At 58.5% G+C, this 12,354-nt stretch carries 10 protein-coding genes; 7 read left to right on the top strand and 3 right to left on the bottom strand.

Going from position 1 to position 12,354, the window contains the following annotated elements; translation table 11 throughout:
- Positions 1 to 88 precede the first annotated feature (88 nt).
- Positions 89 to 517, bottom strand: a complete 429-nt coding sequence (locus EKA13_RS16990; RefSeq protein ID WP_065760509.1) for a GNAT family N-acetyltransferase — start codon at positions 515 to 517, stop codon at positions 89 to 91.
- A gap of 435 nt (positions 518 to 952) precedes the next feature.
- Here EKA13_RS16990 and EKA13_RS16985 point away from each other — a divergent pair, with 435 nt between their 5' ends.
- The 7 genes from EKA13_RS16985 to EKA13_RS16955 all read left to right on the top strand — a co-directional run bounded on the left by EKA13_RS16985 (position 953) and on the right by EKA13_RS16955 (position 9,491).
- Positions 953 to 2,017 (top strand): PAS domain-containing protein, encoded by a 1,065-nt coding sequence (locus EKA13_RS16985; RefSeq protein ID WP_245704353.1) that lies wholly within the window; start codon positions 953 to 955, stop codon positions 2,015 to 2,017.
- Positions 2,014 to 3,468 (top strand): sigma-54 interaction domain-containing protein, encoded by a 1,455-nt coding sequence (locus EKA13_RS16980; protein ID WP_065760507.1) that lies wholly within the window; start codon positions 2,014 to 2,016, stop codon positions 3,466 to 3,468. Before EKA13_RS16985 ends, EKA13_RS16980 begins: the two co-directional genes overlap by 4 nt.
- Positions 3,469 to 3,724: 256 nt before the next feature.
- A complete protein-coding gene (locus EKA13_RS16975; RefSeq protein WP_065760506.1) occupies positions 3,725 to 4,327 on the top strand; it encodes a dimethylamine monooxygenase subunit DmmA family protein in 603 nt (200 codons plus the stop codon).
- The gene (locus EKA13_RS16970; protein ID WP_065760505.1) at positions 4,324 to 5,292 is read left to right on the top strand and encodes a PDR/VanB family oxidoreductase; all 969 of its coding nucleotides are present in this window, start codon (positions 4,324 to 4,326) and stop codon (positions 5,290 to 5,292) included. The genes EKA13_RS16975 and EKA13_RS16970 overlap by 4 nt, the downstream gene beginning before the upstream one ends.
- Positions 5,293 to 5,305: 13 nt before the next feature.
- Positions 5,306 to 6,346 (top strand): heme-dependent oxidative N-demethylase family protein, encoded by a 1,041-nt coding sequence (locus EKA13_RS16965; protein ID WP_065760504.1) that lies wholly within the window; start codon positions 5,306 to 5,308, stop codon positions 6,344 to 6,346.
- A gap of 105 nt (positions 6,347 to 6,451) precedes the next feature.
- The gene (locus tag EKA13_RS16960) at positions 6,452 to 7,978 is read left to right on the top strand and encodes an APC family permease (RefSeq protein ID WP_065760503.1); all 1,527 of its coding nucleotides are present in this window, start codon (positions 6,452 to 6,454) and stop codon (positions 7,976 to 7,978) included.
- A gap of 88 nt (positions 7,979 to 8,066) precedes the next feature.
- Complete coding sequence (locus EKA13_RS16955; RefSeq protein WP_065760502.1) at positions 8,067 to 9,491, top strand: gamma-aminobutyraldehyde dehydrogenase; 1,425 nt, start codon at positions 8,067 to 8,069, stop codon at positions 9,489 to 9,491.
- 494 nt (positions 9,492 to 9,985) lie between these two features.
- On the opposite strand, the gene EKA13_RS16950 is transcribed toward EKA13_RS16955, so the two are convergent.
- Positions 9,986 to 10,732 carry a carbon-nitrogen hydrolase family protein gene (locus EKA13_RS16950; RefSeq protein WP_065760501.1) on the bottom strand — a complete coding sequence of 249 codons (747 nt, stop codon included), beginning with the start codon at positions 10,730 to 10,732 and terminating at the stop codon, positions 9,986 to 9,988.
- 259 nt (positions 10,733 to 10,991) lie between these two features.
- Positions 10,992 to 12,335, bottom strand: coding sequence for an APC family permease (locus EKA13_RS16945; RefSeq protein WP_065760500.1), 1,344 nt, complete (start codon positions 12,333 to 12,335; stop codon positions 10,992 to 10,994).
- Positions 12,336 to 12,354: the final 19 nt, after the last annotated feature.

The raw sequence follows: 12,354 nt of genomic DNA, 5'->3' as shown, positions 1-12,354 counted from the left end.
ACTCACACATTCATCCGCTTCATTGGAAAACGAGTGCGACTGGATCAGCGCATCTCACCGGATCTGGCTCGTCTTCTTCAGCGTTTCCTCAGTCCTTCAGTTGCTTCTTCAGGTAGTAACGCTGGTGTCCAGGTGGGCAGTCTTCCAGCACGCCCATCACCTGATAGCCCTGCTTCTGATAGAAGTCAGGTGCTTGGAAGCTGTAGGTATAAAGAAAAACGCCCTGGCAGCCCCGGCGTCGTGCTTCTTCTTCTGCCCGCTTCAACAAGTTGCGGCCCAGGCCGTGGCTGCGCAGGGTGTCGTTCAACCAAAAATAGTCGATGTAGAGCCAGCCCATCCCACTGTGGCCGAATAGACCGCCAACGACCTGGCCGCTGCTATCGCGGGCATAGAGCTGGAAATCCGCATAGGTATAGGGGCCAATCTGCCCCACATTGAAGTGTTCCAGACCTTGGCGCACTACCGCCATGGCCTCGGCGTCAGCACCCAAGCTGAAGCTGTAAGTGTTATCCGTCATACACTCTCCTGTGTGGCGTTCTTGGGAAGAACAAATACTCTCATGGCTGCAAACGCTTGTGGTGATGAAACTCCCCTCCTCAACGTCTGCCGGTTGCCAGTGAGTACAAAGCAGATGATCTGCTAATCTCGTGAATAGTGACGTAAAAGGCCAATTCTCTGAATTGGCCTTTTTTGTGTGCGTTCGGAAATCAAATTCCCTCAGCACGCCTGCCAGGGAGGGTTTGCATTTTTGAGGTCAGGTGCTGCGAAAATGCAGCAGCGGGGGGCGTTTACTCGCTGAGAGCCCTGGTCTCTCTGCTACTTGAGGTTGGCATGCATTGTGCGCATCTAACCCCGAGCCCATTTCCACTGTTCGGACGCACACATGTCGCTTATTCAAACCCTCGCTGATCGGGGTGCCCTACTTAGCTGCACGGTCTGTAAAAGTGGACGCATGACCAACGTCTCTTCGTCGTTGAGTGACCAACTCGGTTACTCCCCGGTAGAGATGCAGAACTGCAGCATCGAAAGCATCTTCACTGCTGAATCCACGCACCTTCTGCGTAAACTGTTTTCCTGCCCGCCGGCAGATGAAAAGCTGAGCAGCCTGGCGCTTACGTTCATCCGCCACAGCACAAGCCTGTTTCCCGTGCTAGCCAGCGGCTTCCTCGAATGGCGTGACGCCGACGCTCCCAGTATTCACCTCGTGTTTATACCGCTGGGCTCGTTGAGTCACCGCTTGAGTGAACTGCAAAACGCCAACGAAGTCATGACTCAGATGCTCTACAGCGCCAAGGTGGCGTACTGGTGCATCGAGTTCGCTGAAGCGGTGGACATTACCCAGACACCCGATGAAGTCGTCCGTCAGGTGTTCGAAAACCGCTCTTACTGGCGCATGTGTAACCGTGCCATGGCGGATGTTTACGAGATGCCGGCGGACGTCGACTTTAATCAGCAGCCGGTGCGACTTTACTGGCCGCGCAGCCCGGCCAACGAAGAGTTCGTAAGGCGCCTGGTGGAAACCGATTTTTGTGTCGACGGCGCGCTTTCGGTGGACCGCCGCCACGATGGTTCCCCTGCCTATGTGGAGAACGATGTCCGTGCCGCCATCCACGACGGTCGCCTGTTGCGTATGTGGGGCAGCATCCGTGACGTCAGCCAGGAGCTGCGTATGCAGCACGATGCTGAGCAGCGTATCGATGCCTTGCGCCGGGTCTTCGACGCGGTACCGGACGCTGTGCTGGTGATCGACGAAGAGTTGCAACCGCGGTGGCGTAACGCCGCCTTTGAGCAGGCCTTCGGTATCACCCAAGGTGCGAGCATCGCCCACGCCCTGCTCGACCGGTCAATGCCTGAACGCACCTGGCACAGTCTGCACTTGATCAATCTCAGTGGTCACCTGCAACTGTTCAATGTCCACTGCTCGCGCATCCTCATGCAAGAAGGCGTGGCCTGGAGGGTGGCAGTGCTGCGCGCGGCGGAGCGCACTATCCAGCACAACGGCGAGCTGCATCCATGATCGAGAAAAGTCTCTTGCCGCCCCTGAAGATGGGCATGCGATCTTCGGTCAATGTCAGCAGCGAAGTGCTTTCCGCGCTGTTGGAAACCCCTGCGCTGCACGCCCTGTTGGACAGCTTCAGTGAGGCAATCATCCTGTGCGATGGTGAGTCCCGTGTGCGCTTTCTCAATCTTGCCGCGGAGCGGGTGAATCGCCTGTCTCGAGAAGACGCGATCGGCTTGCCCAATGCCGAGTTCTTCCAGCGCTCGGCCGTGAGCTTCGATGATTTCCAGCAAGCTGTTGGACGTGGTGGTAACAGCGCTTTGACCCGTTCCCGCGATGGGCGCATGTTCCTCACCAGCACTCAGGCGGTTCCCACCGGCGCTTACGAAAAGCCCTATACGCTATTGGTGCAGCGCGATTTTGAAGGCCGTGAGAGCCCTCGTCGCACGTCGCAGCAGGCGTTCGCCCCTGCGGAAAACAATGGCCTTGGCGATCCACAGGACAACGCCTTGCACCTCTCGCCGCTGCTCTCCAGCATCGCCGACACTGGCGTACGTGCATTTCGCCGCCGCGCTCGCTTGCTTCTGCTGGGGGAGCCTGGTGTTGGCAAGACCGCCATTGCCCGGCATATCCACCGCGCTGCGGGTTGGGGCGACCGGCCCTTCATTCACGTCAACTGCGGCAGCATTCCGGAAAGCCTGTTTGAGTCGGAGATGTTCGGCTACGAGCGCGGTGCTTTCACGGGTGCCCTGCAGAGTGGCAAGCGCGGCTACATCGAAAGCGCCTCAGGGGGCACCCTGTTCCTTGATGAAATTGGCGAAATCCCCCTGCATGTCCAGGCCAAGCTGCTCAAGTTCCTTGAAGACGGCAGCATTCAGTCGGTCGGCTCGCCATTGAGCAAGACGGTGCAAGTCCAGGTGATCGCCGCCACCAACAAGGACTTGCGGCGGTTGGTCGAGTCCGGCGAGTTCCGTGCCGACCTGTACTACCGCCTTGCTGTGCTGCCGGTGGAGATCCCGCCACTGCGCCAGCACCTGGAAGACCTGCCAGTGCTCATGGACATCCTGCTGATGCGCATCAACCGTGACCGCCAGCCCACGCTGCGGTTGTCCGGCGGGTGCCGTCAACGGCTCCTGAGCTATGACTATCCGGGCAACATCCGCGAGCTGGTGAATATTTTTGAGCGCTTGGCTGTGCTGGCTGATGACGAGGCCAGTGAGCAGCATCTGCCACCGGAACTGCTGGGGCTTATCGCACCGATTTCCATCAGGCCAACGACTCCACGCCAGGAGATGGATACAGAGCTGCCAGCCGACGACGAACTGGGCGAAAGCCTCAAGGCGCAGGTTCAGCGCTATGAGCGCCAGCTCATTCTCCAGGCAGTCCAGAGCCAAGGCAGCAAACGCAAGGCAGCCCAGCAACTGGGCATTGATATCGGTACCCTGATTCGCAAGCTGCAACGCGATTGATTTTCCCGGCACAGGGATGTGCCGTCTGCTGCAATTTTCCCCCTCCGCCGCCTCCCATACCGCTGCAAGAATGCCTACGGCACATGCTATTTTTGCCTACGTTCATGCCTGTGAATAATAAAAATCCATAAATTTCAGTGACTTAAAAATTGGCACAGCATGTGCAACAGCAGCCTGCAACCCATCCAGCTGATGGGTCATTGCATCGATGCTGAATGCCCTATCGGGCATTGGCGGTCCTGGAGGTAAAACAACAATGCTGATCACAGGTATCAAGAGTCGGCCGGTCTATGACCAACTGCGCCCCCTGCCGGGTGGAATCCGCCACCTCGTCGCAGGCCAGGGTAGCGGTGGCCGCGCCATGCTGCGTCTGCTGGATGAGATGTCCGAGCAAGGCATGCAGACCACTCTGCTCTATTCACAGGAATCCTTCTCCGGCCAGGACTACCTCGCCGAACTGCAGCAGCGGCAGGTCGCCGAGCTGCGTGTGTACCCCAGCAATCATGAGTTGGTGGCGGACCTGGAGCGCATCCTGGGCAATGCCCGCATGGGCACCCGGCTCTACCTTTCGGGCTCGGAGAGCTTTATCGGTACCGCCATGCAGGTGGCCACCCACTACGACATGAACAGTGACGAGGTGCTCCGCGAGCATGCCGGGTCGTTCGTCCGTCGTATCTGGTGCGTGCACTGCGACAGCTACACCGAGAACGTCACTCAGCGCGTGTTCCAGTGCCCTGGTTGCAACGCAATGTTGGTGGTGCGTGACCATTATTCTCGCCGTCTCGCCGCGTTCCAGGCCGTGAAGGCCGACGCCGAAGTCCCCGGCGAATTGCCAGAAGCAGAGGAGCTCGACACATGAGCTTGAGCAACGGAACCCTGAGTGTGCGGGTTGCCCGCATCGAAGCTGTCACACCGGAAATCAAGCGGTTTACCCTGGTGGCCACCGATGGCGCGCACCTGCCGCCCTTCTCGGGCGGCAGCAACGTGGTGGTGTTGATCCCTCACGAAAACGGCACCTACCGCAATGCCTACTCGCTGATGAGTTCGCCCTACGACTCCAGTGCTTACCAGATCGCCGTGCGCCGTGTTGACGAAGGGCGTGGCGGTTCACTGCGGATGCACGAAGCCGTGAACGAAGGTGATGTGCTGGAAATCCTGCGCCCGGTGAACCTGTTCCCGCTGAGCAAGCATGCTCGTCTGCACCTGTTCATCGCCGGTGGTGTCGGCATTACCCCGGTCTGTTCGCAACTGGCCGAACTGCGTCTGCGTGGCACGCCGTTCGAGGTGCATTTGGCCGTACGCGGTGCCGAGCACGCACGCTTGGGCGAAGAGCTGGTGCGCGAGTATGGCGATGCCGTACGCCTGTATCGCAACGATATCGGCCAGCGCCTGGATATCTCGGTTGTTGTCGCCGCTCGCCCGCTGGGCAGCCACCTGTATGTGTGCGGCCCTGAATCCATGATCCAGGATGCCATCGACAGTGCCCATGCCCAAGGCTGGACCGATAGCCACATTCACTACGAGCGCTTTCTAGAACAAGGCAGTGTCGGCGAGGCCTTCAGCGTTACCTTGGCGCGCAGCGGCGCGACCATCGAAGTGTCGCCTGACCAGAGCCTGCTGGAAGCCGCTGAAGCTGCCGGCCACTCGATTCCTTACTTGTGCCGTGGCGGCGCCTGCGGTGAGTGCGAAACCCGCGTGCTCGAACTCGACGGGGAAATCATCCACACCGACGACTGGCTGTCCGACGAAGACAAGGCCGCCAACACAAAAATCATGCCCTGCGTGTCGCGTGCCAAGTGCTCGCGGCTGGTCATCGACTGCTGAACGGAGAACCACCATGACCATCCAGTTCCGACCCGACGAAACCTACCGCGACGACTACACCTACGCGAACAGCCCCGAGTGCATCGCCCGTGCGCCCTTCCCCTTCCCGGACGACGAGTACATGTACTCAATGAACCTGGAGCCTCACGTGTCGGTGGGCGACGGTGCGCTGAAGGCCGTCTTCGACATCGATGAGCACTACATCAGCGAGTGCCGTGACCGTGCGATCACGCTGGAGAAAGATCCGGGCATGCATTACGTGTCGGCGCCGCACATGATGGAAGCGCAGTGGGACCTGCTCGAGCTGATCATGGAGTCCTACGCCAGCGACTACCCCGAGTACTTCACGTTGGAGAAGGACGGCACTCGCTGGCACTGGACCAACACGCTGCTGAACATCGATGACACCTTCACCTTCGGTGACCCGTCCACCTTGCCTTATGAGCCAATGGAGTACATCACCCGCCAGGCTCAGGGCGATTGGGTACTGCAGGAAGAGCGTGACGGCACCCTCTACTGGGGCGCCGGTATCGCTACCCAGCGCGCCGACTACTCGCTGCGTTTCAACCTCGGCATGGCCTGGCACGAATTTCACGGCCCGGTGCCGCTGTTGAAGGAAACCGGCATGCTCGACCGTGCGCTGAAGTTCCTTCTGCGTCTGCGCTGCGGCCATCCGGTACGCCGCCTGAACTGGTCGCTGACGGTCAATCCTCGGCTCGATGTCTCTGCCGAAAGCCTGCCGGACTGGGCGCCCGACCGCACCACGGTCACCGCCGAGAACGCCGGCAAGCTGGTTTATCTGCGCATTGAACTGCAACCCCTGCACCGCCTGCCGCGCAGCAACGCCATCGTCTTCCCGATTCGCACTTACCTGCTGAACCTGGAAGACATCGCCACCAACCCAGCCTGGGCCAAGCGTATGCACCGCGTGCTCAAGTCCCTGAATCAGGAACTGGTGGACTACAAGGGCTTCACCCGGTACCGCGATGCCGCCGTTGAATGGCTCTCGCAGTTTGACGACGGCCAAGATGAGGAGGTGGCCAAGGCTGGATAAGTGCGCATCACGCTTCACCCATAACAATAAAGGCTCTTCGATGAGCACCGGCGGGCAGCGACCCGCCGCCATGCAAACGACTGCCATTCAAATGAGGAAAACAATATGAGTGGGTCTTCTGCGGCAAGTGCAACCGCTTCTCTCGATCAGGACGCCGAGCAACTGCGTGCGCTCGGCTACAGCTCCAACTTCAACCGTAGTATGAGCCTGTGGGAAAACTTCTCCCTGGGCTTCACTTATCTGTCGCCGGTGGTCGGCGTCTATACCCTGTTCGGCCTCTGCCTCGCGGCAGGTGGTCCGCCGATGTTCTGGTCTTACCTGCTGATTGGCCTCGGCCAGATGCTGGTGTGTCTGGTGTTCGGTGAGGTGGTGTCTCAGTTCCCTATCTCTGGTGGTGTCTACCCTTGGGCGCGCCGCCTGGTCGGCAAGCGCTGGGCCTGGATGGTGGGTTGGGTCTATGCCTGGGCGTTGTGCGCCACCATTGCCGGTGTCGCCGTCGGTGCGGGCCCTTACATGGCTGCCATGCTTGGTTTTGACGCCAGCTCAAACGCCAACATTTATATCGCCCTCGGCCTGATTCTGATGTCTACCGCACTCAACCTGGTAGGCACCAAGCTGCTCGCCCGAGTGGCCATGTTCGGCTTCCTCTGTGAACTGGTGGGCGCCATTCTGGTGGGCGGCTACCTGTTGATCTTCGAGCGTCATCAACCGATCAGCGTGCTGTTCAACACCTTTGAGCTCAACGTCAACGGCTCCTACCTGCCAGCCTTCCTCGCTGCCTCCCTGGCGGGCCTGTTCCAGTACTACGGCTTCGAGGCCTGCGGTGACGTGGCGGAAGAAACCCCCAACCCTGGCAAGCGCATCCCCAAGGCCATGCGCATGACCATCTACATTGGTGGTGCTGCGGCCATGTTCGCCTGCCTGGCGCTGATTCTGGCAGTCCCGGACATGCAGAAAGTGATCGCTGGCGAAGATACCGACCCGGTTGCCACCATCCTCGCCAATGCCTTCGGCCCGGTAGGTTCGAAACTGGTGATGGCGGTAGTGATGGTCTCCTTCATCTCTTGCGTACTGAGCCTGCAAGCTGCTGCCAGCCGTTTGCTGTTCTCCTACGCTCGTGACGAGATGATCGTTGGCAGCAACCTGCTGAAGCGCTTGTCCGCTAACCATGTACCGTCGTTCGCGCTGGTCGTGAGCGGCGTGATGCCGGCGTGTATTGTCTGCCTTGGCCTGTTCATGGCCGATGCCGTGGCAACCATCGTCGGCTTCGCCGCCATTGGCATCTATGTGGCGTTCCAGTTGATTGTGATCGCTGCGCTGATCGCCCGTGGCAAGGGCTGGCGCCCGAGCGGCCAGTTCAGCCTCGGTGGCTGGGGGCTGTTGGTGAACATCGCCGCGCTGATCTACGGTGTTGGCGCCATCATCAATATGGTCTGGCCGCGCAGTCCTGATGCGGCCTGGTACATCAACTACTCGATGATTCTGACCACGGTGGTGGTGATGGGCGCAGGCTTCCTCTACATGCTGCTGGCCAAGCCCTATGACAAAGGTACGGCCCCGGCCGGCGACGCCTGGAAGTTCTCCAAGCCTCTGCCCAAGGCCGCTAACGTTGCTGGCGTGCCAGTGCGTTAAGCCAACACCTTTATCAAACCTCCCTACTCATGCTGCCCCCCCTTCTCCTTTCAGGGAGAAGGGGCTAAGGCTACCGAAGGACTGAATCATGCAAACCAAACTCCTGATCAACGGCCAACTTGTTGTTGGCGAAGGCCCCAGCATCGCCGTGCTCAACCCGTCCTTGGGGACCGCTCTGGTGGAAATCCCTGAGGCCAGCGCGGCCCAGGTCGATGCTGCCGTGCGCGCCGCCGATGATGCCTTTGCGCTGTGGTCTCAGACTTCGCCGAAGGACCGTTCCACCCTGTTGCTCAAGCTCGCCGATGCCATTGACGCCCATGCCGAGGAACTTGCCCGCCTGGAGTCGCAGAACTGCGGTAAACCCTTCACCGCCGCCTTGAACGACGAACTGCCGGCCATCGCCGACGTGTTTCGCTTCTTCGCCGGCGCCAGCCGCTGCATGAGCGGTTCGGCAGCAGGCGAGTACCTGCCCGGCCACACCTCCATGATTCGCCGCGACCCGGTGGGCGTGGTTGCCTCCATCGCGCCGTGGAACTACCCACTGATGATGGCTGCCTGGAAGCTGGGCCCCGCCCTGGCCGCCGGCAACACGGTGGTGCTCAAACCCTCGGAACAGACGCCGTTGACTGCGCTGAAGCTCGCTGAGTTCATCGCCGACATTTTCCCCGCTGGCGTGGTGAACATGGTGTTCGGCCGTGGTCCGAGCGTTGGCGAGCCGCTGGTCACCCACCCTAGGGTGCGTATGGTCTCGCTGACCGGCTCGGTCGCCACGGGCTCGCGGATCATCAGTAGTACTGCCGATAGTGTGAAACGCATGCACATGGAGCTGGGCGGCAAGGCGCCGGTCATCATCTTCGATGATGCTGATATCGACGCCGCCGTAGAAGGCATCCGCACATTCGGCTTCTACAATGCCGGCCAGGACTGCACCGCCGCCTGCCGCATTTATGCACAGAAAGGTATCTACGAGCAGTTCGTGGCCAAGCTTGGCGAAGCGGTGGGCAGCATCCAGCCGGGCCTGCAGGACGACCCGGCCACCGAACTCGGCCCGCTGATTACCGAGCAACACCTGGAGCGCGTCGAAGGCTTTGTCCAGCGCGCCAGCGCCTTGCCGCACATTCAGGTGGTCACCGGTGGTCATCGCGTCGAAGGCCCTGGCTTCTTCTTTCAACCCACCGTGCTTGCGGGCGCTCGCCAAGACGATGAAATCGTCCGTCGCGAGGTGTTCGGCCCCGTGGTTTCGGTCACGGTGTTTGATGATGAAGAGCAAGTGCTGGGTTGGGCCAACGATTCGGACTACGGCCTGGCTTCGTCGGTCTGGACGTCGGATGTCGGTCGCGCCCATCGCCTGTCTGCACGCCTGCAATATGGCTGCACCTGGGTGAATACGCATTTCATGCTGACCAGTGAAATGCCTCACGGTGGGGTCAAGCACTCTGGCTACGGTAAGGACATGTCCATGTATGGGCTGGAGGACTACACCGCTGTACGCCATGTGATGTTCAAGCACTGATTGAACTGGTGGTGTCGATAGTGGCCAGCAATGAGGTTGCTGGCCGCTTTCCTTCGTAGTTCCGATCTGGAGTGAAGATCATGCAAACAGCATTATCGAGTGCCTGGCATGTTCTCTTGGCCCTCTGGGCTGACCAAGCATTGGTGGCCTGCTGACCATGATGTTGGCAGTGACAAGCAACGTGGCGGTGTGCTGCAACACTTTTCGTGCTTATACAGCTAGGCTTGCCAGGACGGGGCTCAATGCATAACGTGTTGAGTCAAGTACTGGTCGTCCACTGTTAAGTGAGTCGCTGATTTTGTATTTTAAGCGTTTAACTAATTAATAATGACCTGCTGATGATTAGCCAAGAGGCTTAACAGTTGGCATAGCGTATGCCGCCTCCTGTGCCAGTCCAGAAAGCGCTTTGGTGATCTCTCGATTATTCTCTGCAAGGAGGCAACTGCCAGTTCAACCTGCGGAGCACCGCTCTGTGCGTGATGTAAGTTGCTCCGTCAGGTTTTTATCGTCAATAGCTCGCCATTCCAAATACCATTTTCCTGAGTGGCGATAACCAAGACAGGGCCAGCACCAGGCGCCATAGCTATTAGTTCGCCAGCAGGCGCCCAGAATGCGCTTTTTCCAGCAGCTACATATTCGCCGGAAGGGCCACCATGGTTGGCCATGAGCACACCGAAATTGAATGTTCTTGCGTAACGCTGGAGGTTGCCAGCGTCTATTGAATAGCCCTGTTCTGAAACAAGGACACTGGCTAGGTAAAGTGATGCACCTCCTGCAGCTGCGCTTTCGGCGTGATGTCGCTGCGAGGTGTTGGCGCAAATGGCTAGCGCATAAAACTCATTGAAAAGCGCATGAATGTGACTTCCCCGCTCACACCTGGTAGCGAAGGCTTCCTCGCCGGGATGTAAGTGCTGTTTGCAGTAGATGGATGTAATGCCATCGGGACAGAACGTTATGGCACCGATGTACGGGGTAGCATTGGTATTCGCTATTGACGCTCCAACTACAATTGTCATGTTGAATGCGTGAGCCATATCTCGAAGTGCTTCAAGAGCATCATCGTTTGGCTGCAGAGCGCATTGGTTTATAAGAGCCAACTCGTATCCGCTCAACGATAGCTCAGGAAAAAGCAGTAGATCCAAATTGGCCGCATGAGCGGCGGTGATGAATTTTTTGTGTATGGTTATATTGGCCGAAATATCTCCCGGCACCGAGGTGGTCTGTGCTGATGCAATGCGCATAGAGGGCCTCTAAGTCATGAAGCCGCTAGGTGATTTGATGCTGTTCCGGCTTTCCCTCCCTGCCGATACCCAAGATCTCCAGCAGATAATGAGTAAACACACTCAACCTCTTAGAATAGTCTACTGGTCACTCACCGCTTCACGGGCGGGGCGCCACAGCAATGCTGCTCACTTGGTGGCAGCAGCATTGAGGCCGTTAAGGGCAAGGTAGTCGAGCTCTTTCGCGTAGCCTTTCTCAGTAGTCTTCTCTAGCGAAGGCTTACATCTCACGTGCTAGCTCGGCACTTCCCTTGCGACGTTGCAGGAAGACTAGGTACACCAACCCCACCGCCATCCAACCCAAACCGAGCAGTTGTGCCTGATGACTCATACTGATCAGTACGTAGGCGATAATTACCAAGCCAACCAGCGGGCTCAGGAGATACAGCGCATAGCGCCGTGATTTCTGCCTGACGATGTAATGATTAATCACCGACAGGTGAAGTAGGCAGAAGCTGGCCAGAGCACCAAAGTTGACCAGTGAGGTCAGCAGGTCAGGCGTATCGAGGAACACCGCCCCGATCAACAGTGCCAACAGTGAGACCAAGTAGAGACTCACATGCGGTGTTTTGAAGCGTGGATGCACACTCGCCAGCACGTGCGGCAGCTTGCCATCCCGCGCCATGCTGAATAACAGTCGGGATACTGCTGCCTGCGACGTGATAGATACAGTAACGCCCCAAGCAAGCGCTGTGGACACAGCGGCTAATGTGCCCAGCCACGGCCCACCCACTGCACCAGCAATCTCATAGAACGCAGTGTCTGCTGAGCTAAAGGTCATGCCTGCGGCGAGATCGGAGGCAAGCCAGGTCTGTAGGATGAAAATGCCGCCCATGAGAAACAGTGCAATCAGTGACGCACGCCCGATCTGCTTCGCAGGGTCGCCTTTGACTTCTTCGGCAAGCGTTGAGATGGCATCGAAACCCAGGAACGACAGCACGGCAATGGAGACAGCCTTCATTACCAGACTCAGGTCGAAATACTCCGGTTGGTAGAACGGCTTTAGAGTCAGGGAGCCATTACCCATGCCGTTGTTCAGAGCTATCAGTCCAAAGGTGATGAATATCGCCAACACTAGAATCTCCGCAATCAGGAAGAACAGGTTGACGCGAGCAGCCAGCGTGACGCCTCGTAGGTTCACTAGAGTGGAGGAAACCAGAAAAATTACCATCCACGCCAGCTTCGGTACCTGCGGGAACAGGTGGTTTAGAGCCAGCGCGCTAAACACGTAAAGCAGCGGCGGGATCAGCAGGTAATCCAGTAGCAGCACCCACCCAGCCATAAAGCCGACATTGGGATGGATACCACGCTGGGCGTATGAATAGACTGACCCTGCGATGGGGAACGCACGTGCCATGGCCCCATAGCTCAATGCAGTGAAAAGCATGGCGACCATGCCCACCAGGTACGCCATTGGGACCATGCCTCCAGAATCGGCATGGACCCATCCATACACACCAAATGGAGCAATGGGGATCATGAAGATCATCCCGTAGATGACTAGGTCTTTAAGGGACAGACTACGGCGAAGCTGTTGTTGGTAACCGAACTGTTCGATTGCCATGTGGCATCTCCTCTGGGAG

Origin of the sequence: Pseudomonas defluvii (assembly GCF_001695625.1) — a bacterium.
Lineage (GTDB): Bacteria > Pseudomonadota > Gammaproteobacteria > Pseudomonadales > Pseudomonadaceae > Aquipseudomonas > Aquipseudomonas defluvii.
This window is presented reverse-complemented; position numbering and strand designations above follow the sequence as displayed.

Excerpts from the sequence above, each read along its gene's own strand:
- EKA13_RS16990 (WP_065760509.1), bottom strand. The coding sequence starts at position 517 with ATGACGGATAACACTTACAGCTTCAGCTTGGGTGCTGACGCCGAGGCC.
- EKA13_RS16985 (WP_245704353.1), top strand. The coding sequence starts at position 953 with ATGACCAACGTCTCTTCGTCGTTGAGTGACCAACTCGGTTACTCCCCG.
- EKA13_RS16980 (WP_065760507.1), top strand. The coding sequence starts at position 2,014 with ATGATCGAGAAAAGTCTCTTGCCGCCCCTGAAGATGGGCATGCGATCT.
- EKA13_RS16975 (WP_065760506.1), top strand. The coding sequence starts at position 3,725 with ATGCTGATCACAGGTATCAAGAGTCGGCCGGTCTATGACCAACTGCGC.
- EKA13_RS16970 (WP_065760505.1), top strand. The coding sequence starts at position 4,324 with ATGAGCTTGAGCAACGGAACCCTGAGTGTGCGGGTTGCCCGCATCGAA.
- EKA13_RS16965 (WP_065760504.1), top strand. The coding sequence starts at position 5,306 with ATGACCATCCAGTTCCGACCCGACGAAACCTACCGCGACGACTACACC.
- EKA13_RS16960 (WP_065760503.1), top strand. The coding sequence starts at position 6,452 with ATGAGTGGGTCTTCTGCGGCAAGTGCAACCGCTTCTCTCGATCAGGAC.
- EKA13_RS16955 (WP_065760502.1), top strand. The coding sequence starts at position 8,067 with ATGCAAACCAAACTCCTGATCAACGGCCAACTTGTTGTTGGCGAAGGC.
- EKA13_RS16950 (WP_065760501.1), bottom strand. The coding sequence starts at position 10,732 with ATGCGCATTGCATCAGCACAGACCACCTCGGTGCCGGGAGATATTTCG.
- EKA13_RS16945 (WP_065760500.1), bottom strand. The coding sequence starts at position 12,335 with ATGGCAATCGAACAGTTCGGTTACCAACAACAGCTTCGCCGTAGTCTG.